Source organism: Algibacter mikhailovii (assembly GCF_014651495.1).
In the GTDB taxonomy this organism is placed as follows: Bacteria; Bacteroidota; Bacteroidia; order Flavobacteriales; family Flavobacteriaceae; genus Algibacter_E; species Algibacter_E mikhailovii.
The window spans coordinates 19,599-40,979 of record NZ_BMWZ01000007.1 but is presented as its reverse complement, the minus strand read 5'-3'; the positions used below and the strand labels follow the sequence as shown (position 1 = coordinate 40,979).

The following is a 21,381-nucleotide window of genomic DNA, read 5'->3' as shown; positions in this document are numbered from 1 at the left end:
TATATTATGAGAACATTTGGCCTGGTGACATTACTATTACTTTTTCTCGCGTCATGTAAAAATGAGCCTAAAACTGAACCTGTTGAAGTGAAAGACATACTAACGGAAACTCCAATAGAAAAGGATTCGGTTGTAGAAAAGGAAATAGAACCTATTGTTAAAACTTCCAAACAAATCAAGGAAGAATTAACAAGAAAAGGTTTTAAGACCTTTGATTATGTTGATGAAAAAACAAAGGACACTGTTTTAATGCAACAGTATTTTATTGCCTTTTTGAAAATGGGTTCTATTAGAGGACAGAATGAAGAAGAATCGGAAGAATTGCAGAAACTTCATATGGAGCATTTAGCAAAAATGTATACTATGGGATATGCGGATATATCAGGACCTTTTGGTGATGATGGTGAGATAAGAGGCATAACTATTTATAATGTACCCACTCTAAAAATGGCCGATAGTCTTGCCAAATCGGATCCAATGGTTAAAGCAGGCCGATTAACCATAGAGGTTCATCCTTGGTGGGCAGCTAAAGGGTTCTCTTTGAGATAAATATATTATTTGAAATGTGATTATAACCAAGCTTATTTTCTAAAAGCCAAGAAATAGGTTACATTTATGTTTTTGAAATACTAAAACTGAAATTTCTTTTAAATCTCTCAAGACCCTGCATATTAAAATTAAATATTTCCTCACTCTAATTCTTTTCAGTCCCTTTTTTGAGCAGGATATGTATGCACAATTAGGTTTTTGTTCTGGAAATTCTGGAGACCCCATATTTGTTGAAGATTTTGGTTCAGGAGCTACAACGCCATTAGCACCCGGAATAACATCTTATACTTATGCCAGTGGTCAGCCTAATGATGGATTTTACAACGTGTCAAGTAATACTAATTGGTTCGGTTGGCATGATATTGATGATCATACGGGAACGTCTAGTAATGGGCGTATGCTTATCGTTAATGCCGATTTTACGCCAGGAGAGTTTTACCAAACGGCCATTAGTGGTCTTTGTGAAAACACCTCCTATGAGTTTTCGTCCTGGATGATGAATTTAACACCTACTTCCAGTTGTGGAGGTAATTCCATACCCATAAATGTGAAATTTGAAATATGGGACAATACCAATACTAATTTATTAGCCAGTGGTGATACTGGTAATATTTTTTCAAGTTCAAGCCCGAGATGGGGACAATATGCCTTAGTATTTCAGAGTTTACCTGGGCAAACATCTATCATATTAAAAATGCTTAACAATGGTGTTGGAGGCTGTGGTAATGATTTAGCGCTTGATGATATCGTCTTTAAGTCTTGTGGAGATAATGTTGTTATTGAAGATTCATCAAATGTCAAAATAGCCGAAATATGTCAGGATGAATTGCCATATGAATCTGTTTTAACAGCCACCCCAGACAATAGTATTTTTGACTCTCATTTTTATCAGTGGCAAGAAAGTATTGATAATGTTAATTGGACGGATATATCAGGGGAAACTAATAATACACTAATAACGTCACCCGTAAACAGAACGACTTATTTTAGGGTTAAGGTAGCCGAGGCACTAATTAATGTTAATAATGATTCTTGTAATTTATTATCTGAAACTTTTGAAGTACGCGTTGTTCCCCTGCCGGACCGTCCTGTAAGCAATGGCGATTTGCTCATTTGTGAGGATGACGCTACACCGCTATCTGTTAGTGTCCCTTCGGGGGTTATTGTCAATTGGTATGACGCTGCAGTTGGAGGGCGTTTGCTCTTACAAAATAGTACCACGTATAAACCTACTGCTGCTGGGACCTATTATGCCGAAGCTGAAACGGTTAATGCTGCATGTTTGTCTGCTTTAAGGACAGCTTTGAAATTGGAATATTTAGAAACACCGTTAGTAGAAGACGAAGCACTTACATTTTGTGCAAACACATCAACTAATTTGAGTGCCAATCCTGAAAACCCTTCAATTGTTACTTCTTATTTGTGGAGTACAGGTGAGGTTACAGAAACGATTAGTGTATCTAGCCCTGGAACGTATAGCGTGGAAGTAGCAAATAATGCTTGCGTGGTCACAAAAACAATTGCTTTAACCGAAATTGATAATCCGGTAATAGAAAATGTAACATCAGATGGTAAAGATATTGTCATAAAAACGGCTAACGTAGGTGATTTTTTATATGCTTTGGATGGTAGAAATTTCCAATTGAGTAATCGGTTTACTTATGTAGATGGAGGGCTTTATACTATTTACGTGAAACACCAAGATTGTTCGGAAGTTATCACAACAGAATATTTGCATTTTTATATACCTAAGTATTTTACACCCAATAACGACGGCGAAAATGACTACTTTGATTTAAGCGGTATTGAAAATTATGCATCTTCATCGGTTTCCATCTTTGATAGATATGGTAAACTTTTAAAAAGTGGCGGAAATGGGCCTTTTTCCTGGGATGGTACTTTTAATGGGCAGCGCCTTTCTACATCCGATTATTGGTATGTTATCGTAATTGATAATCAGAAATTTACAGGTCATGTGACTTTGAAGCGTTAATGTGACCTTCGTATATAGGTTCATCATTCTAAGAAAATAGAAGTTTAACGCTTTTACTGTAATTTATTAATATTAATAAAATCAAGTATTTATTGTTATATTCGCAAATAATGTCATTAAAATCAATAAATCACTAATTCATGAGTACGGTTGCAATCAATTTTGGTATAGATAAAGCGCTTAAAACCTTAGGTGTTAATGCTATAAATGAAGGAACTTCAACAGGTTCAAATTGTTTTTCAAACGGTGAGATTATTGAGTCTTATTCTCCTGTAGATGGGCAGTTAATTGCGAAAGTAAAAACAACCACAGAGGCCGATTATGAGAAAGTAATGACTAGTGCTACTTTAGCTTTTAAAACATGGCGCACGATGCCTGCTCCACAACGCGGAGAAATAGTACGTCAATTTGGAGATAAACTAAGAGCTAAAAAAGAGGCTTTAGGGAAATTGGTGTCTTATGAAATGGGTAAGAGCTATCAAGAAGGTTTAGGTGAAGTTCAAGAAATGATTGATATTTGTGATTTCGCCGTTGGATTATCACGTCAATTACATGGTCTAACCATGCATTCAGAGCGTCCGGGACATCGCATGTATGAGCAGTATCACCCCTTAGGCGTGGTTGGTATTATTTCGGCCTTTAATTTTCCGGTAGCTGTTTGGGCTTGGAATACGGCACTTGCTTGGATTTGCGGTGATGTTTGTGTTTGGAAACCTTCAGAAAAAACACCTTTGTGTGGTGTAGCTTGTCAAAATATAGCAGCTGAGGTGTTTGCAGAGAATAATGTGCCAGAGGGGGTTTGTTGCTTAATTAATGGCAATTATCATGTAGGTGCATTTATGACCAAAGATAAAAGAATACCATTACTCTCGGCTACAGGTTCTACCAGAATGGGAAAAATTGTAGCCCAACAAGTAGCGGGTAGATTAGGTAAGTCACTTTTAGAATTAGGCGGGAATAATGCCATTATAGTGACGCCTGATGCCGATATAAAGATGACCGTTATTGGAGCTGTCTTTGGAGCCGTAGGTACAGCCGGACAACGTTGTACTTCAACACGTAGGCTCATTATTCATGAGTCAATTTATGAGGTGGTTAAACATGCTCTTGTTGATGCCTACAAACAATTAAGAATTGGTAATCCATTAGATGAAAACAATCATGTGGGACCAATAATTGATACCGATGCTGTGAAAATGTATGATGATGCTTTAAATAAGGTAGTTGAAGAGGGTGGAAATATTATTGTTGAAGGAGGAGTACTTTCAGGTGAAGGCTATGAAAGTGGTTGTTATGTGAGGCCCGCCATTGCTGAAGCAGCTCCCAATTTTGAAATTGTACAACACGAAACCTTTGCCCCTATTTTATATTTATTGAAATATAAAGGTAACGTTGAAAATGCTATAGAAATACAAAATGAAGTCGCACAAGGATTATCTTCTGCAATTATGACCAATAACTTGCGTGAAGCCGAACGTTTCTTGTCTGTTCAAGGTTCTGATTGTGGGATTGCGAATGTCAATATCGGTACTTCTGGTGCAGAAATAGGTGGCGCCTTTGGTGGTGAAAAGGATACAGGAGGCGGACGTGAGTCCGGTTCAGATGCATGGAAAGTGTATATGCGAAGGCAAACCAATACGATTAATTATACTACGGAATTGCCTTTAGCTCAGGGCATAAAGTTTGATTTATAGAGCTGCTAAGTGTTATGATTATTAACCGTTTCAAAATTATTGAAACGGTTTTTTTGTATTTTGATAGTTTGGCAGTTAAACCTTTTTAAAGTATAGGAGTCCAAAAGAATACACGAATTGTTATGTTTAATAAATAACAAGATACGCTTTCTCATGAAACCAAATCATATTCAACATTTATACTGGCGTGTAGGATTCGGAATTTCGCCAAATCAGCTTAAACTATTTTCTAAAAAAAAGAAAAAAGAAATTGTTAATCAGCTGTTTGAAGATTCAAAATCTATGACAACGCTTGAGGTCGATACAACTGAAATTAAAACTATTTTAAGCGATGGTTTTAAAATATCACCTGAAAACCGGAAAAAGGTTCAAAAATTAAGCAGACAAAAGACCATAGATTTAAATAGAGCTTGGATAAATAGACTTGCAGAAGGTCAGACTTTGCTTCGAGAAAAAATGACTTTGTTTTGGGCAAATATTTTTGTTTGTGAGGATAATAATGTGGTTTACATTCAGCAATTTAACAATACTTTGCGGCAGCATGCTTTAGGTCATTTTGGGGATTTTGTAAAGGCGATTTCTAAGGAGGCTGCCATGACAAAGTATTTAAACACCAAACAAAACCGAAAGCAAAAACCCAATGAAAATTTTGCAAGAGAACTAATGGAGCTCTTCATGCTTGGCGAAGGACAGTATTCAGAAAAGGATATAAAGGAAAGTGCCAAAGCATTTACAGGGTATAGTCATAACCTAAAAGGCGAATTTGTTTTTAAAAAGCGTCAACATGATGAAACCACGAAAACTTTTTTTGGTAAATCAGGCAATTTTTCTGGTGATGATATTATTGATATTATTCTAGAACAAAAGCAATGTGCCCAATTTATTTGCGAAAAAATATATCGTTATTTTGTAAATGACACTTTAAATGAAAACCATATTGATGAAATGGTTGAAGTGTTTTACCAAAATTATGATATTACAAAACTGATGTCCTACGTTTTTATGTCAGATTGGTTTTATCAAGAAGAAAACATCGGTTCAAAAATAAAATCACCTATTGAATTTTTGGTTGGATTAAAAATGATTGTACCGGTTGAATTTGAGAATAAAAAGCAACTGCTATATATTCAAAAGCAATTGGGTCAAATTTTATTAAACCCACCTAATGTTGCAGGATGGAAAGGCGGTAAAAACTGGATTGATAGCAACACAATTGCATTAAGATTAAAGTTGCCTTCTATTTTGTTGAATGATGCTTATATTTCTAAAGTAAAAGCTGGAGCAACTAACGATGAAGCCTACAGAAAGGAGGCTTTTAAAAAGAAGTACGGAAAGTATTTTAAGACCAAAACAAATTGGGATTCATTTAGCAAACAGTTTGTTGATGTTGATACTAAAGATTTACCCTTTTATGTGATTAGTGGTACTCTAAGCCACAACACAGCATTGTATTTGAATACCTTAGATAAATCATCTAAAAGGGAATACTGCATTCAGTTAATGTCATTACCAGAATATCAAATGTGTTAATTATGGACAGAAGAAAATTTATAAAACAATCGTCTTTAGCGAGTAGCTTATTTTTTGTTCCAAGTTTTGTTAAAGCTTTTGAAGAAGTGGCAAGTAGCCGTTTAGGGTATAAGCGCCTAGTTATAATTCAATTATCTGGAGGAAACGATGGCTTAAATACGGTGGTGCCTTATAGAAATGATATTTATTACAAGGAACGCCCTAATTTGGCAATTCCTAAATCTGATGTTATTAAGCTGAATGATGAATTAGGACTACATCCCAGTTTAACATCTTTAAAACGTTTGTATGATAATGGACATTTGTCGGTTATAAATAATGTAGGTTATCCTAATCCTGTTAGGTCGCACTTTAGATCTATGGATATTTGGCAAACTGCAAGTGATTCAGACACATTCTCGCAAAGTGGATGGTTGGGCCGCTATTTAGATAATTACGGAAAGCAACCCTACTCGGCTATTGAAGTTGACGAAAGTTTATCACTAGCAATGAAAGGTGAGCGCTTTAACGGAATTGCGACTCAAAATCCAAAAACGCTTTATAATTTAACTAAAGATCCTTATTTTCAGAACATTAATCCCATGGGTAATGAGGCGCATTTAAGTGAGCATAATTTAGGGTATTTATATAAAACTATGATTGAGGCGCAGTCTTCGGCAAAATATATTTTTGAAACTAGTAAGACAGTCAATACCTTAAAGGCGTACCCAAATAATAGCTTTGGCAAACAAATGAAAACAACGGCTCAATTTATTAATTCTGGAATAGATACTAAAGTGTTTTATACCTCTTTGGGTGGGTTTGATACCCACGTAAATCAGCTGAATGCACAAAAACGCTTGCTTAAAATGTATGCTGAAAGTATAGAGGTTTTTGTGGAAGATTTGAAGGCTGAAGGCACATTTAAGGACACTTTAGTTATTACATTTTCAGAATTTGGTCGTCGGGTAAAACAAAATGCTAATGTGGGCACAGATCATGGCACGGCGAACAATGTCTTTGTGGTTGGTGAGCAATTGAAAAGACCAGGATTTTATAATGAAGCCCCTAAACTTCGTGATTTAGATGATAATGGGGACATCAAATTCGAAATTGATTTTAGATCAATCTATGCTACGGTTCTAGATAAATGGTTGGAAGTAAATGATAAAACCGTATTAAATAAATCATTCAGTCAGCTAGATTTTATTTAAAGTAAATTGAAGACATAAAAAAACCTTGACCAAAATTAAAAACTTAATTAAGAGCCAAGGTTATATCTAAAAAAAGATTAATAGCGGGACAAATTTATTGTTTTTTCTCACAGGAGTAGGGTGTACAACGTTAAGAAAACGTTAACATATCTGCATTAATTATATTTTACTTTTCTAAGAATGCGTTGAGACTCTTTGTAGAGGCTATATATTTCAGGATTATATTGTTTTAGATAAGGTTTTGCTTCATTAAGCTTGTTTATGGCCTCATGAAAGAGGTTCAAGTAGCAGATAACATAGGTGGCTGGTAAGTTTTTTAGGTCTATTTGTTCTCTTTTCCTGAGGTTTTGTCCTTTTTTTAGTTTTTCCAGAATGGCATTGTTAGCGTTATAGATGTGATGCAATACCTTAATGTCGTATTGTGGCGCTTCAAAAAGTAATTTTGTCTCAATGGTGTAATGAGCGTTATCTTCAAATGTAATTAAAGTTTCTTCTAAGGGGAAGTATTTGTTTGTGCCTTGAAGCCCTAAATTTACATATTCAATAATTTTAAAACTATTCTCATTATAGTTAATAGACACTTCATCTAAGGTAGAAAAGAATAGTCGTACCTGTTCGTTTATTAATTCTATATCTACCCTAGAAAAGAACACTTGGTTTTTAATTATCTTTTTTTGGCCGGACCAACAAACAACAAAATACTCCTTAAAGACTTTGTACTGGGCACCATAATCTTTTCGGGTTTCCATAAAATGAAACACGCGGTTTAAGGTGTGTTCAATATTGTTTTGTGCATGTTTTTCAATGGCAGCCACAATTTTAGAGTTGACATCTTCAATCTTAATGTCAAACACTTTTGGCATACTCATACTGCCATCTCTAAAGAATACAGAGCCGCCGTAGTATTTCCATATATTTTTCCTTAAAGATGTTAATTTTGCAGTAGGCCTGATGGTTACTAAGCCAACAACTTTATCTTCAGGCAGGTGGGGGAACGGAATATTCTCGTATTGGACAATAGGTGGGTGATTTAAATACGCATTGATGAGGTTTTGTATTTTACTATCATCAAAGAAATCTACGCCTATTATATTATTATCTTCATCTTCAATGCCAATTACAATAAAGGAGTTGTTTTTAGGATTACTATTAGAAAGTGCACAGATGTGTTTTAAAAACTTGGCTTTCCCCTCCTTGTGACTAATATCAACTTTACGCTTTTTATCATAAAAACTGTTCTCATCATTATGAGCAAGCAGATGTTTGATAAGTAGGCGTTTATTAATCATGAGTTAGACTTCTTAGAGGGCTATTCTTTTTTAACCGTGACACTGTTAGCTTGAGCTGTTGGAAATACCAATACATCGGCAATATTAACATGAGGCGGTCTCGACACGGTGAAATAAATTATTTCAGCAATATCCTTTGCTTGCAGGGCATTAAAGCCTGTGTAAACATGGTCGGCAGCAGCTCCGCCTTTAAAACGGACTTTAGAGAACTCGGTTTCTACCAATCCGGGATTTATAGAACCTACTTTTATGCCATAGGGGTTTAAATCGATACGCATACCCTCTGTGATCGCTAATACCGCATGCTTACTAGCGCAATACACGTTGCCTTTCGGGTAGACCTCTTTGCCTGCCGATGATCCTATGTTAATGATATGTCCTGATTTTCGTTCGGTCATTTGAGGAATCACAGCTTTGCTTACATAAAGCAACCCTTTTACGTTAATATCCATCATGGCGTCCCAATCATCAACATTACCATCTTCTATAGGATCTAAGCCATGCGCGTTGCCTGCATTATTAATGAGGATATCAATGCGACTAAATTGCTCAGGCAGAGAGGCTATAGCGGTGTTCGTTTTTACTTTATCACGAACGTCAAAATTTAAAACATGAACGTTGGTTAATCGTTCCAAAGCATTTTGAATAGTAATTAATCGCTCTAGACGTCTTCCGCAAAGAATTAAGTTTATGCCTTGTTTTGCAAACTCATAAGCTGTGGCTTCTCCTATGCCGCTTGTAGCTCCTGTAATTAGTGCCGTTTTTTTCATTTTGACTTGCTTTAATATGTATAAAAATACTTAAAACTAGCTTTTAAATGCAGTAATCATTACTTAATAATTAATGAATTTAAATGTTCGCTCATCAATACCGTTTATTTACGGTTTTGTTTTTTGTCTTTAAGTTATAATTAACGCAGTCAGCCCTGATATTTTAACCTATTGTTAACAAAGAATGAACTTTTTTTTTAACATTTTGCAATGCTCAAATAAGGGCAGTATATTCGGGCTTTTAATAAAATAAAAAAAGATGGAAGAAACAGGTACAATTGATATCAAATCAATTAATGAGAAAATTGAAAAGGAAAGTGCTTTTGTTGATTTATTAATGTTAGAGATGAATAAAGTCATCGTGGGTCAAAAGCACATGGTGGAGCGTTTGTTAATAGGCTTATTAGGCCGCGGGCATATCCTTTTGGAAGGTGTTCCTGGATTAGCAAAAACCTTGGCTATTAATACACTAGCGCAAGCTGTAGATGGTAGTTTTAGTAGAATACAATTTACACCAGATTTACTACCTGCTGATGTTACGGGTACGTTGATATACAATATGAAGGTGAATGATTTCTCAATAAAGAAAGGGCCAATTTTTGCAAACTTTGTATTGGCTGATGAGATTAATAGAGCACCAGCAAAAGTACAGTCGGCTTTATTAGAGGCCATGCAAGAGAAACAAGTAACTATTGGAGATGAAACCTTTCCACTAGACAAGCCTTTTTTAGTAATGGCTACACAAAACCCTGTAGAGCAAGAAGGAACTTACACATTGCCTGAAGCGCAAGTAGACCGTTTTATGCTTAAAACCGTTATTGATTATCCTAAAATTAATGAGGAGCAATTAATTATGAGAGCCAACCTTAAAGGGGCTTGGGACAAAGTAAACCCAGTAGTTTCTGTTGAGCAGATTATAAAAGCTCAAAGTGTTGTTCGCGAGGTTTATATGGATGAAAAAATCGAGAAATATATACTTGATATTATTTTTGCAACACGTTACCCAGAGAAATATAAATTGGCTGATTTAAAACCACTAATTTCTTTTGGTGCATCCCCAAGAGGAAGTATCAACTTGGCTACGGCAGCTAAATGCTATGCTTTTATTAAGCGTCGTGGTTATGTGATTCCTGAAGATGTGCGAGCTGTTGTATATGATGTGCTTAGACACAGAATAGGAATTACATACGAAGCTGAGGCTGAAAATGTCACTTCAGTAGATATCATCAATAAAATAGTAAACGAAATAGAAGTGCCATAAATAGAAGTTTTTTAGTGTTTAGAAGGACTAATTCAGCTGAATACAAAAAAACCAACGGTTTATTGATAAATGAATATTGCGTTTGAAAACTGTTTACTAAAAGGATGGATACTAAAGAATTACTAAAAAAAGTACGTAAAATTGAGATTAAGACACGGCGCTTGTCTGATCACATTTTTGGTGGTGAATATCATTCTACCTTCAAAGGTCGTGGTATGACTTTTAGTGAGGTGCGGCAATATCAATTTGGTGATGATGTTAGGAATATTGATTGGAATGTTACTGCGCGTTATAGTGAGCCCTATGTAAAAGTATTTGAAGAAGAACGTGAACTCACCATGATGTTAATGGTTGATATTTCAGGTTCTGAATTGTTTGGTACTGAGCAACAGTTTAAAAACGAAGTGATAACAGAAATTGCGGCTACGCTTGCGTTTTCTGCGACACAAAATAATGATAAAATTGGCTTGATTTTATTTTCAGATAAAGTTGAGTTATATATTCCCCCTAAAAAAGGACGGTCGCATGTTCTTCGAATCATTAGAGAACTAATTGAGTTTACTCCAGAAAGCAAGAAAACCAATTTAGTAGAGGCCTTAAAGTTTATGCAAAATGTCATGAAAAAGAAAGCCATTGTTTTTGTCTTGTCTGATTTTATTGTGGATGATTATCATCAAACCATGAAAATTGTTTCTGGTAAACATGATGTTACAGGTATTCGTGTTTATGATAAACGTGAGCAAACCATTCCAAATATAGGTGTGGTGCAAATGCAGGATGAAGAAACAGGTGAATACATGCTGGTTAATACATTATCAAAAAAAGTTCGTCTTAATTACGAGAAATTTTATAACGACAAAGTGGCCTATTATAAAGATAGCTTCTCTAAATCTGGTGCAGGCGCTATGGATTGTAGGGTAGACGAAAGTTATGTTAAAAAACTATTGGGGTATTTTAAAAGAAGAGGTTAAAAGTATACTGATTTATGATTAACGAATTACGATTTATAAATAGAAAATATTTGATTTTCGGTTTACCGTCATCGGTCATTTGTTCTGTGTTCTTTTTTTTATGCTCTTACCTTGCTATGGGGCAGGTAAAATCTACTATTGATTCTACTTCCATAAAAATAGGAGAACAAATCACATATCATATTCAAGTGGAAACAGATACTTCTAAACTGGTGGTGTTTCCTGAAGGGCAAACCTTTTCCCCTTTAGAAATGATTGAGTCCTATGACATTGATACATTAAAAAATAAAGACAAGTTTAACCTGATTAAGAAATATGGTTTAACACAATTTGATTCGGGAACCTATACCATTCCACGTCAAAAAATTATTATTGGTGATAAAACATTTTTTACCGATTCTCTGCAGGTTGAGGTGAACACTGTGGTTATTGATAGTACGAAAGGTTTATTTGAAATTAAGCCTATTATTGCTGTTGAGAAAACCGGCAATAATTGGTGGGTTTATGTGTTAATTACCTTGCTAATTGTAGCGGTCATAGCCTTTTTAATGTATTGGTTTATTTGGCGTAAAAAAGCATTAAGCGAAGAAGAACAAATTGCGTTACTTCCGCCGTATGATCGTGCAAAGCTGGCGCTTAAAAACCTAGATGAAAGTCCGTATTTGGAGCATGAAAATCTAAAGGATTACTATTCTGAATTGACCTTTATCATAAGAAAATATCTTGAAGAGAAAGTTTATGATCGCGCTTTAGAAAGCACAACAAACGAACTTATTGAGCGCCTTAATCTTTTAATGGAAGGCAACCAAATAGATATTGATAAAGAGGATATCAGGAAATTAGAAAGTATTCTTCAACGGGCCGATTTAGTAAAATTTGCAAAATCTGCACCAGATATTGAACTCGCCAAAATGGATAGGCAGACTATTGATATTGAGATTGATCATGTTAAAGAGGCCTTGCCAGAACCTACTGAAGAAGAAAAGCTTTTAGACGAGCAATACAGAGCGGAGCAAGAGCAACGTAAAAAGCGCAAAAAAATGTGGCTAACCATTGGCATTAGCGTTTTCTTGTTAGTGGCTACTTTTACAGGATTTTCATTAAAATTTGGATTCAATTATGTAAAGGATACTATTATTGGCCATGATAGTAAGACGCTATTAGAAGGAGATTGGGTAAGCAGTCAATACGGTTTTCCTCCGGTTACTTTAGCAACACCAAAAGTATTAAAAAGAACAACACCAGAGCTTAGTGAACAACAAGCACAGCAATTGGATCTTACTCAGTTTACTTATGGTAGTATCATTGATAAATTTCAAATTGTGGTGGCTACAACAAGGCTTAAAAATGCCGGTCAAGAAAAAATTGATATAGAACAGGCTGTAGACGGTAGCTTGAAGATGTTTGAAAATAATGGTGCTCAAAACATTATAACTAAAAAAGATAAGTTTGTTACACCTAATGGCGCAGAAGGCCTTAAAGTTTATGGTACAATGGATATCCCTATTCCAAATACAGATCAGATGGAAAAGGGGGAGTATGTCATTTTAGGATTTACTGCTGAGAATGTGATACAACAAATTATGCTTTTCCATGAGCAACGTGATGTTTATGCGAAACAAATAGTAGAACGAATTTTAAATTCAGTTGAACTTAAAGATGCAGAAAAATAATGTTTCAAGGAATTGAATTTGTAAATAAAGAGTTTTTTTGGTTGTTATTGGCTTTGCCTATTGCTGTACTTTGGTATGTTTTAAAACATCAAAAGCAGACTGCAGAGTTAAAAATATCAAGTTTAAAAGGGTTTAAAGTTACTAGCTCTTGGTTACCAAAATTTAGACATGCCCTTTTTGCTTTGAGAATTTTGGCTATTGGGCTACTTATCGTGGCTTTGGCAAGACCGCAATCTGTTGACGTGTCTACCAAAACTAAAACAACACGCGGTATAGATATAGTAATGGCTATAGATGTATCAGCAAGTATGCTGGCTAAAGATTTATCGCCCAACCGATTGGAAGCGTTGAAAAAAGTAGCTGCTGAATTCATCAAAGGTAGACCCAATGATCGCATTGGTTTGGTAGAGTATGCCGGAGAAAGTTATACTAAAACACCTATTACAAGTGATAAAGGTATTGTATTACGTTCCTTAAAAAGTATACGCTATAATACTATAATAGAAGGTGGGACTGCCATAGGCATGGGTTTAGCTACTGCTGTGAATAGATTAAAAGATAGCAAGGCAACCAGTAAAGTAATCATCCTCTTAACAGATGGTGTTAATAATTCTGGATTTATTGATCCAAAGATTGCCAGTGAATTGGCCGTAGAATATGGTATTAAAACGTATACCATTGGTTTAGGAACTAATGGCATGGCCTTAACGCCTGTAGCTATTTTACAAAATGGCAACTTTCAATATGCACGTGCCCAAGTTGAAATAGACGAAGAGCTGCTTAAGGAAATAGCTAGTGCCACCGGAGGTAAGTATTTTAGAGCAACTAATAACAAAAAGCTTGAAGAAATCTATGATGAAATCAACAAGTTAGAGAAAACGGAAATAGAAGAGTTTAAATTTTATAATTATGACGAAAAATATAGGTCATTAGTCCTGCTGGCAGGATTGTTATTATTGATTGAACTGCTATTACGTTTTACTGTTTTTAGAAGTTTTGTTTAAAATGAACAGCAATTAATGTATCAATTAGAAGAAAAAATATGGTTTTGGGTGTTGGGTGTTATTCCTGTAATAATACTCCTCTTTTTGGTGCTTCAATTTTGGAGATATAGAGCTCAAAAGAAGTTTGCCGATAAAAAGTCACTTAAAAGACTTAGCCCTAATAGATCAATCTTTAAAGGGGTATTAAAGATGGTTTTATTAAGTCTAGCTTTCGGCTGTTTGGCCATTGCTTTGGTAAACCCGAAAATTGGAACGAAGTTAGAAACAGTGAAGCGCGAGGGTGTTGATATTGTATTTGCAATTGACGTTTCAAAAAGTATGTTGGCTGAAGATATAGCGCCCAACCGATTGGAAAAATCAAAGCAGCTAGTCACTCAAATCATTAATAATTTAGCCAGTGATCGCGTTGGAATAATCGCCTATGCCGGAAAGGCATTTCCGCAATTACCTATAACAACAGATTATGCATCGGCAAAAATGTTCTTGCAGAGTATGAATACCGATATGTTGTCATCACAAGGAACTGCGATAAATGAAGCCATAAAATTATCAAGGACCTATTTTGATGATGAAGAGCAGACCAATAGGGTGCTCATTATTATTTCAGACGGGGAAGATCATAGCGAAGCCTCGGCTGCAGTAGCTGAAGAAGCCAGTGAAGACGGCATTCAGATTTTTACCATAGGGGTAGGAGATGTTAAAGGTGGCCCTATTCCAGAAAAGCGAAATGGGGTAGTGCTCAATTATAAAAAAGATAGTCAAGGCGAAACCGTTATTACGAAGTTGAATGAAGAGACGCTTCGCGAAATTGCAAGTGAGGCTAATGGAGTTTACATTAATGGAAGAAATACCAATGAAGTGGTTGATAACATCAGAGAGATTTTAAACGCTATGGATAAAACTGAATTTGAGGCAAAACAATTTGCCGATTTTAAAGATCAATTTCAGTGGTTTTTAGGTTTTGGAATTTTCTTCTTGTTATTGGATGTTTTTCTTTTAGAACGTAAGACGGCCTGGCTAAAGAAATTGAATTTATTTAATGAAAACCTATAGTAGAAATACCAATGAGAATCTTTTTATTAAAGCGCGTATTTTATAAAAAATTTAACTCACAGAAAAGTATAGGTTTTATACTTTAGAAACAAAAATGAAACAGACAGTTACATTCGTATTACTTTTTTTATCGTTTTTATCTTTTTCTCAGGAAACAGATAAAGAAAAAGAGTTAGCTATGAAAAGGGCTAATAACTATGTCTACGAAGGAAATAGTTTGATTAGTGAAGAAGACTTCATTTCAGCCGAAATGGAATATAGAAGGGCTATTTCAGAGCAATCTTCATTGGCCGTAGGAACTTATAATTTAGCACACGCTTACATAGAGAACGGAAATCCTGAAGAGGCTTTATTTCGTCTTGATCAAGTGGTTAAAACATCTACATCTAAAAGTGAAAAACATAAAGCGTTTCATAATATGGGAAATGTTTTAATGCAGAATGAAAAATGCAAGGAAGCGGTAGAAGCTTATAAAAGTGCCTTGCGTAACAATCCTTCTGATGACGAAACGAGATACAACCTAAGCGTCGCTAAAGCATGCGCTGAAGAACAAAAAGAGCAAGAAGATCAAAACAAAGATCAGGACCAAGATCAGAACGACGAGAACCAAGAAGATCAGGATAAAAAGGAAGATCAGGAAAATCAGGATCAGGAAGGTGATAATGAGGATGATGAAAAAGACAAGGGGGACCAAGATGAGCAGGATGGTGATGAAGAACAGGATGATGAAGGTAAACCTGAAGAGGATAAAAAAGATGAAGATAAAGGCGATAAGGAAAAAAAGGAGCAGCCACAAAAACCGCAACCTCAACCTGGTCAATTGTCACCACAGCAAATAAATAGTTTATTGGAAGCGATGAACAATCAAGAACAAAAGGTTCAGGAGAAAATGAATGCTGAAAAACAAAAAGGAGTAAAAATAAAAACTGATAAAGATTGGTAAATGACTAGATTTACCATTTCCATAAACACGGAAATCTTACTAACAGAACATGAAGTTTATTAAATACATTTCTATAGTAATATGCACGCTTTTTGCAGGTGTAATCATGGCTCAAGAAGTGGAGTTTGTTGCCAAAGTAAGCAAGCAAAAGTTGGGTATTAATGAGCGTTTGCGTATTGATTTTGTAATGAATCAGGATGGCGATAATTTTAATCCTCCTGATTTTTCAATGTTTAATGTGGTTGGTGGTCCTAATCAATCCGTTAGTAACTCCTGGATTAATGGCGTAAGAAGTTATAAAAAAACATATAGTTATTGGTTGGCACCCAAAAAACGTGGTGTATTTAGTATTTCTCAAGCTACTATTTTTATTGATGGCAATGCCTATAAAACGTCACCAATACGGATAGAAGTTACGGCTGCAGTAGAAGTGCCTAAGGACCCTAATGATCCTAATTATTTGGCGTCTCAAAATATTCATTTAGTGGCAGAAGTGTCTAATACAAGCCCTTATCTCAATGAAGCTATTACGGTGGTTTATAAACTTTACATATCACACAAAATTGCGGTTGATAATGTAAATGAAATAGACACACCTAGATATAATGATTTTTGGAGTCAAAGTATAGATACTAAAAATCAAAAAGTACAAAGTGGCACTTACAACGGTGAAGATTACCGATATGTTGTATATAAAAAGGCCGTATTATATCCGCAAAAAACGGGTAAGCTAGATATCGAGCCATTGAGTTTGGATATTTCTCTGCGGGTTCCTACGAATAGACGTGATATTTTTGGAAGTGTTTTGATGTCGCGGGCTAATAAAACAGTTTCGGCAGGAAGAAAAACGATAAATGTAAAAGCGCTTCCTGAAGCTGGTAAGCCGCTTGATTTTACTGGAGCTGTTGGTGATTTTTCTTTTGATGTGTCTACTTCGAAGACTGAATTAGATGCTACAGAGTCACTACAACTAAAAGTGGGGGTTAAAGGAAACGGTAATTTAAAATTGTTTAAGTTGCCTAAAGTGTCGTTGCCTAGTTCCTTGGAGGTCTATGAGCCCGAGCATGAAGAAAAGGTAAAAACAAATTTATCTGGTATGCAGGGCAGTATTTCTGATAGCTACACGGTTGTGCCGCAGTACAAAGGGAAATACCCCATACCTAGTATATCCTTCTCTTATTTCGATTTAAAAACAGAGTCTTATAAGCGTTTGTCATCTGAAGAAATAGTGATAAATGTTTTAAATGGACCGTCAAGTAATTCTGCAAGTAATGATACTTCAATTTCAGTTGGAAACAACAAACAAGCTGTTGTTCTCAATAGCGATCAGTTTGCATTTATAAAGACAAGTACCAATTTTTCAGAAATAAATCAAAGCTATTTTTTTAAGACGAAATTGTTTTGGAGTTTATTATTATTGCCGTTTTTAGCTATACCATTAGCCATAGTTATTCGTAGAAAGAAGGCAGTTAGGGCGGCTGACGTTTATGGTAATAGAATAAGAAAAGCTGATAAATTGGCTAGGAAATATTTGAAAGGAGCAAAGAAGTCATTAGGACAAAAAGAAGCGTTTTATATCGCTTTAGAAAAAGCATTGCATAATTATTTAAAGGCGAAGTTACATATTGAGACTAATGATTTAAGTAAGGATAAAATAACAGAATTGCTTTTAGAAAGAAACGTAGAAGCTGAGGTTATTAAAGATTTTAATAGTATTCTAGAAAGCTGCGAGTTGGCAAGATATACGCCTATTGATATTGTAACCATGAGAGAAGACTATGAGAAGGCAGGTAAAACCATAGCTCTAATAGATAAACAAGCACGTTAAAATGAAACATATAATATACATATTATCGTTTTTGCTGCCTTTTTTTGGGGGTGCTCAAAATCAAGATTTGTTTGATAAAGCCAATGCTTTTTATAATGATGGTAAATATGCCGAAGCTATTGATAATTATCAAGCCATATTAGAGACGGGATATCATTCTGCTGATCTATATTTCAATTTGGGCAATGCTAATTATAAGTTAAACAATATTGCACCTAGTATATATTTTTATGAAAAAGCACTTATCCTAGCGCCAAATGATTCAGATATAAAGGCTAATATCGCATTTGCTAAAAATATGACCATTGATGTTATTGATCATATACCTGAGGCTGGACTAGCTAAGATTGTTAAAAATATCACAAACACAATGTCTTTTGATGCCTGGGCCATAATTGCAGTGGTGCTTGTTTTTTGTTATGTAGTATTAGTTTTAGGCTATTATTTTGCCTATTCTACTATGAGAAAGCGGTTTGCGTTTATAAGTAGTTTAGTGGCATTACTGTTTGTTTGTATCACGCTTTCTTTAGCATTTCATAAATACAATTTAGACCAAAAAGACAACCCGGCCATTGTTTTTGTGCAAGAAAGTAAAGTTAAAAACACACCCAACCCAAATGGAGAAGAAGCTTTTAGGTTGCATGAGGGTACTAAAGTTCAAGTTCTTGAATCTTATAACAATTGGCAAAAAATTAAGTTAACAGACGGGAAAACGGGCTGGGTAACTGCTGAAGATGTTAAATTGTTGAAGGATTAGTCATAATTCTTTATTAAAAAAGTATATATTTACTTTTCTAATCTAGAATTAAAATGACAAGAAGTATTACGTCTGTTATATTATCAATAATTTTTATGGGCTTCGTTCTGGCGCCTTCGGTTATTGTTATAATAGATGATACGGTAGATGTGTCATTTTTTTATACTTCTGGAGAAGAGGAAGATAAGGGACTCGAAAAGAATAAAGATTTAGAGGTCATGTTTCTTGATTTGGCAATAAATCAGTCAGATTTTGTTTCAAATGATATGGAGCATAACATGAGATATATCTTTAAAAAGTACCAAAAACCGCATTTAAACTTAGTCTCCCCCCCGCCAGAATTAGGCATAGTGTAATTTGTAATTTATTAAAGGCATTGTAGCCTAATCTATTTTTTTAACAGCTTTTGGTATTTTATTCCAAGGGTTATAATTATTGTAATATGTTTAAAACTATTAAGAATGACTTACCTGCGAGTATAGTTGTATTTTTTGTTGCTCTGCCTCTATGTTTGGGTATTGCCCTGGCCAGTGGAGCACCTCTATTTTCAGGATTAATTGCTGGAATAATTGGGGGAATATTGGTAGGTGCTTTGAGTGGTTCTAATATTGGAGTTAGTGGACCAGCGGCAGGACTTGCCGCAATTGTATTAACGGCCATAGGCACTTTAGGCGGATATCAGAATTTTTTAGTAGCTGTTGTATTGGGAGGAGCTATTCAACTTTTATTTGGAGTTTTAAGAGCTGGTATTATTGGGTATTACTTTCCGTCTTCCGTTATAAAGGGCATGTTAACTGGTATTGGAATTATAATCATACTTAAACAGATACCTCATTTTTTTGGATATGATTCTGATCCTGAAGGCGATTTTGCCTTTGTTCAAGTGGATGGAGAAAACACGTTTTCTGAAATACTGAATTCTATTAATCACATTCAACTAGGTTCTGCCTTGATAGGTATATTAGGGTTAGGTATTTTACTTTTATGGGATAAGGTGTTGTCAAAAAAAGGTAAAATATTTCAGTTGATACAGGGCCCCCTTGTAGCGGTTGTTTTAGGAATAGTATTCTTCGTCGTAACCCAGGGGAATGACTCTTTAGGTATTAGTTCAACGCATTTGGTGAGTGTGCCTGTGCCTGATGATTTAGACTCTTTTTTAGGTCAATTTAGTTTTCCTAATTTTAGCGCTATTACCAATCCTGAAGTTTGGGTTGTTGCATTTACTATTGCTTTGGTGGCTAGTTTAGAAACCTTACTTTGTGTAGAAGCCACGGATAGATTAGATCCGCATAAAAATGTAACACCAACTAACAGAGAGCTATTGGCTCAAGGTACTGGAAATATTATTTCGGGTCTTATTGGCGGACTTCCTATAACTCAGGTTATTGTAAGAAGTTCTGCAAATATACAATCTGGTGGTGTATCAAAGATGTCGGCCATTATTCATGGTTTTTTCTTATTAATCTCTGTAATTCTTATTCCTAAGTTGCTTAATATGATTCCATTATCTGTGTTGGCAGCTATTTTATTGATTGTGGGTTATAAACTGGCTAAGCCGGCTTTATTTAAAAAAATGTATCAATTGGGTTGGAAGCAATTTGTACCATTTGTGGTTACGGTTTTAGGGATTGTATTCGTTGATTTACTTTACGGTATCGGTTTAGGACTTGGTGTAGGCATTATTGTAATATTGCTTAAAAGCTATCAAAACTCTCACTTTCTTCATATTGAAGATAAAAGTAATGGAAAGCATAAAATAAAAATGACCTTGGCAGAGGAGGTTACCTTTTTTAATAAAGGGGCTATTCTTAAGGAGCTAGATAGTTTGCCTATTGATACGAATTTAGAAATAAATTTAATGAACACCAGATATCTTGATAATGATATTATTGAAATTCTTGAGGACTTTTTATTAAAGGCAAAAGAACGTCATATAGACATTAAATTGGTGTCAAAGCGGGGCGTAGTGGAAAACCCAGAAAGCTTTATTGAGTTTTTCAATACGAGACCACAATCTAATATGAGTATAAGCTAATTGAATTATGCGCGCTAAATATAAAATACTTGTTCTTGTTAATTTAAATGAATTCACAGATGGTATTATAATTAGCGCGATTGAGTTAGCCAAGAAAATTAATGCAGAAATCTCTCTTTTTCATGTTAAAAAGGCAACTGATATTGTAAAACGGGAAAATCAATTGTCAGCAGTAAGAGCTATAAATAGTGATTATAATGTAACGGATAAAAAGATAAAATTGTTGGTTAATGAAATTTCAAAAGCGCATCAAATTCCTATTAAATACGCTTTTGCAATTGGCAATGTTAAACATGAATTAGATCAGCTATTGGAAAATAGTCAACCTGATATTATTGTATTAGGGAAACCAGTGTCAAAGACGTTTTCTTTTATGGGCGATAATATGGTCAAGTATGTTTTGAAGAATCATGCAGGTGGTGTATTGGTTGTTGACCCTAAAAATAGAATTAGACCAAAAGAAGATGTTGTAGTAGCTACACTTAATAGTTCGTCTACAAACCCGCGTTTGCCATATTTGGAAGATTTATTTAAAACAAGCCATACCCCTTTGAAGTCTTTTAAAATTGTAAATAAAGGAATAAAACCAAAGGATTTAAATGCGAAGAATACTGGAAAGACAGTGGAGTATGTTTTTGAGAAAGGAGATAATTCTATTAGAAATTTATCTAAATACCTAAGCTTAAATAACATTAATGTGCTGTGCTTAGATTTAGGTGCCAATGAGACCGAGAGCGATTATGCCATAATTAATATGGACCGGGTTTTAGAACATTTAAATGTTTCAATTTTAGTATCCTAATTGTGGCAATTCCACATGAATAGATATTGACTTTTT

At 34.9% G+C, this 21,381-nt stretch carries 18 protein-coding genes; 16 read left to right on the top strand and 2 right to left on the bottom strand.

The genetic code is table 11. The features are described from left to right. Window positions 1-6: 6 nt before the first annotated feature. The 5 genes from IE051_RS14415 (at window position 7) to IE051_RS14395 (ending at window position 6,959) form a co-directional block, all read left to right on the top strand. Window positions 7-549 (top strand): YciI family protein, encoded by a 543-nt coding sequence (locus IE051_RS14415; RefSeq protein WP_189361889.1) that lies wholly within the window; start codon window positions 7-9, stop codon window positions 547-549. Between the two features lie 178 nt (window positions 550-727). After that, window positions 728-2,542, top strand: coding sequence for a T9SS type B sorting domain-containing protein (locus tag IE051_RS14410; protein ID WP_189361888.1), 1,815 nt, complete (start codon window positions 728-730; stop codon window positions 2,540-2,542). Between the two features lie 140 nt (window positions 2,543-2,682). Then, window positions 2,683-4,236 (top strand): L-piperidine-6-carboxylate dehydrogenase, encoded by a 1,554-nt coding sequence (gene amaB, locus IE051_RS14405; protein ID WP_189361887.1) that lies wholly within the window; start codon window positions 2,683-2,685, stop codon window positions 4,234-4,236. Between the two features lie 153 nt (window positions 4,237-4,389). After that, window positions 4,390-5,766 (top strand): DUF1800 domain-containing protein, encoded by a 1,377-nt coding sequence (locus IE051_RS14400; RefSeq protein WP_189361886.1) that lies wholly within the window; start codon window positions 4,390-4,392, stop codon window positions 5,764-5,766. 2 nt (window positions 5,767-5,768) lie between these two features. Further along, a complete protein-coding gene (locus IE051_RS14395; RefSeq protein ID WP_189361885.1) occupies window positions 5,769-6,959 on the top strand; it encodes a DUF1501 domain-containing protein in 1,191 nt (396 codons plus the stop codon). A 155-nt stretch (window positions 6,960-7,114) separates the two neighbouring features. Here IE051_RS14395 and IE051_RS14390 read toward each other — a convergent pair whose 3' ends face one another. Next, on the bottom strand, window positions 7,115-8,248 hold the full coding sequence (locus IE051_RS14390; protein ID WP_189361884.1) for an ATP-binding protein: 1,134 nt from the start codon (window positions 8,246-8,248) through the stop codon (window positions 7,115-7,117). Window positions 8,249-8,268: 20 nt separating this feature from the next. After that, complete coding sequence (locus IE051_RS14385; RefSeq protein ID WP_189361883.1) at window positions 8,269-9,018, bottom strand: SDR family NAD(P)-dependent oxidoreductase; 750 nt, start codon at window positions 9,016-9,018, stop codon at window positions 8,269-8,271. Window positions 9,019-9,277: 259 nt separating this feature from the next. Between IE051_RS14385 and IE051_RS14380 the strand changes: the two genes are divergently transcribed. From IE051_RS14380 to IE051_RS14330, 11 genes are all read left to right on the top strand, one after another. Beyond that, complete coding sequence (locus tag IE051_RS14380; protein ID WP_189361882.1) at window positions 9,278-10,279, top strand: AAA family ATPase; 1,002 nt, start codon at window positions 9,278-9,280, stop codon at window positions 10,277-10,279. Window positions 10,280-10,383: 104 nt separating this feature from the next. After that, complete coding sequence (locus IE051_RS14375) at window positions 10,384-11,250, top strand: DUF58 domain-containing protein (RefSeq protein ID WP_189361881.1); 867 nt, start codon at window positions 10,384-10,386, stop codon at window positions 11,248-11,250. A gap of 14 nt (window positions 11,251-11,264) precedes the next feature. Next, window positions 11,265-12,923 (top strand): BatD family protein, encoded by a 1,659-nt coding sequence (locus IE051_RS14370; protein ID WP_229796827.1) that lies wholly within the window; start codon window positions 11,265-11,267, stop codon window positions 12,921-12,923. Beyond that, on the top strand, window positions 12,923-13,927 hold the full coding sequence (locus IE051_RS14365) for a vWA domain-containing protein (RefSeq protein ID WP_189361879.1): 1,005 nt from the start codon (window positions 12,923-12,925) through the stop codon (window positions 13,925-13,927). Before IE051_RS14370 ends, IE051_RS14365 begins: the two co-directional genes overlap by 1 nt. 15 nt (window positions 13,928-13,942) lie before the next feature. Next, on the top strand, window positions 13,943-14,980 hold the full coding sequence (locus IE051_RS14360) for a vWA domain-containing protein (protein WP_189361877.1): 1,038 nt from the start codon (window positions 13,943-13,945) through the stop codon (window positions 14,978-14,980). A gap of 94 nt (window positions 14,981-15,074) precedes the next feature. After that, window positions 15,075-15,923, top strand: coding sequence for a tetratricopeptide repeat protein (locus IE051_RS14355; protein ID WP_189361875.1), 849 nt, complete (start codon window positions 15,075-15,077; stop codon window positions 15,921-15,923). Between the two features lie 49 nt (window positions 15,924-15,972). Further along, a complete protein-coding gene (locus IE051_RS14350) occupies window positions 15,973-17,751 on the top strand; it encodes a BatD family protein (protein WP_189361873.1) in 1,779 nt (592 codons plus the stop codon). A gap of 1 nt (window position 17,752) precedes the next feature. Beyond that, window positions 17,753-18,508 carry a tetratricopeptide repeat protein gene (locus IE051_RS14345; protein ID WP_189361871.1) on the top strand — a complete coding sequence of 252 codons (756 nt, stop codon included), beginning with the start codon at window positions 17,753-17,755 and terminating at the stop codon, window positions 18,506-18,508. Between the two features lie 53 nt (window positions 18,509-18,561). Further along, the gene (locus IE051_RS14340) at window positions 18,562-18,864 is read left to right on the top strand and encodes a hypothetical protein (protein ID WP_189361869.1); all 303 of its coding nucleotides are present in this window, start codon (window positions 18,562-18,564) and stop codon (window positions 18,862-18,864) included. Between the two features lie 86 nt (window positions 18,865-18,950). Further along, window positions 18,951-20,543 carry a SulP family inorganic anion transporter gene (locus tag IE051_RS14335; RefSeq protein WP_189361867.1) on the top strand — a complete coding sequence of 531 codons (1,593 nt, stop codon included), beginning with the start codon at window positions 18,951-18,953 and terminating at the stop codon, window positions 20,541-20,543. A 7-nt stretch (window positions 20,544-20,550) separates the two neighbouring features. Further along, on the top strand, window positions 20,551-21,345 hold the full coding sequence (locus IE051_RS14330; RefSeq protein ID WP_189361865.1) for a putative universal stress family protein: 795 nt from the start codon (window positions 20,551-20,553) through the stop codon (window positions 21,343-21,345). The last annotated feature ends 36 nt before the right edge of the window (window positions 21,346-21,381 follow it).

Bases quoted from the DNA above. Each gene is read 5' to 3' on its own strand.
- IE051_RS14400 (WP_189361886.1), top strand. From the start codon at position 4,390: ATGAAACCAAATCATATTCAACATTTATACTGGCGTGTAGGATTCGGA.
- IE051_RS14350 (WP_189361873.1), top strand. From the start codon at position 15,973: ATGAAGTTTATTAAATACATTTCTATAGTAATATGCACGCTTTTTGCA.
- IE051_RS14335 (WP_189361867.1), top strand. From the start codon at position 18,951: ATGTTTAAAACTATTAAGAATGACTTACCTGCGAGTATAGTTGTATTT.
- IE051_RS14390 (WP_189361884.1), bottom strand. From the start codon at position 8,248: ATGATTAATAAACGCCTACTTATCAAACATCTGCTTGCTCATAATGAT.
- IE051_RS14365 (WP_189361879.1), top strand. From the start codon at position 12,923: ATGTTTCAAGGAATTGAATTTGTAAATAAAGAGTTTTTTTGGTTGTTA.
- IE051_RS14370 (WP_229796827.1), top strand. From the start codon at position 11,265: ATGATTAACGAATTACGATTTATAAATAGAAAATATTTGATTTTCGGT.
- IE051_RS14410 (WP_189361888.1), top strand. From the start codon at position 728: ATGTATGCACAATTAGGTTTTTGTTCTGGAAATTCTGGAGACCCCATA.
- IE051_RS14330 (WP_189361865.1), top strand. From the start codon at position 20,551: ATGCGCGCTAAATATAAAATACTTGTTCTTGTTAATTTAAATGAATTC.
- IE051_RS14395 (WP_189361885.1), top strand. From the start codon at position 5,769: ATGGACAGAAGAAAATTTATAAAACAATCGTCTTTAGCGAGTAGCTTA.
- IE051_RS14380 (WP_189361882.1), top strand. From the start codon at position 9,278: ATGGAAGAAACAGGTACAATTGATATCAAATCAATTAATGAGAAAATT.
- amaB (WP_189361887.1), top strand. From the start codon at position 2,683: ATGAGTACGGTTGCAATCAATTTTGGTATAGATAAAGCGCTTAAAACC.
- IE051_RS14385 (WP_189361883.1), bottom strand. From the start codon at position 9,018: ATGAAAAAAACGGCACTAATTACAGGAGCTACAAGCGGCATAGGAGAA.
- IE051_RS14375 (WP_189361881.1), top strand. From the start codon at position 10,384: ATGGATACTAAAGAATTACTAAAAAAAGTACGTAAAATTGAGATTAAG.
- IE051_RS14355 (WP_189361875.1), top strand. From the start codon at position 15,075: ATGAAACAGACAGTTACATTCGTATTACTTTTTTTATCGTTTTTATCT.
- IE051_RS14340 (WP_189361869.1), top strand. From the start codon at position 18,562: ATGACAAGAAGTATTACGTCTGTTATATTATCAATAATTTTTATGGGC.
- IE051_RS14360 (WP_189361877.1), top strand. From the start codon at position 13,943: ATGTATCAATTAGAAGAAAAAATATGGTTTTGGGTGTTGGGTGTTATT.
- IE051_RS14345 (WP_189361871.1), top strand. From the start codon at position 17,753: ATGAAACATATAATATACATATTATCGTTTTTGCTGCCTTTTTTTGGG.
- IE051_RS14415 (WP_189361889.1), top strand. From the start codon at position 7: ATGAGAACATTTGGCCTGGTGACATTACTATTACTTTTTCTCGCGTCA.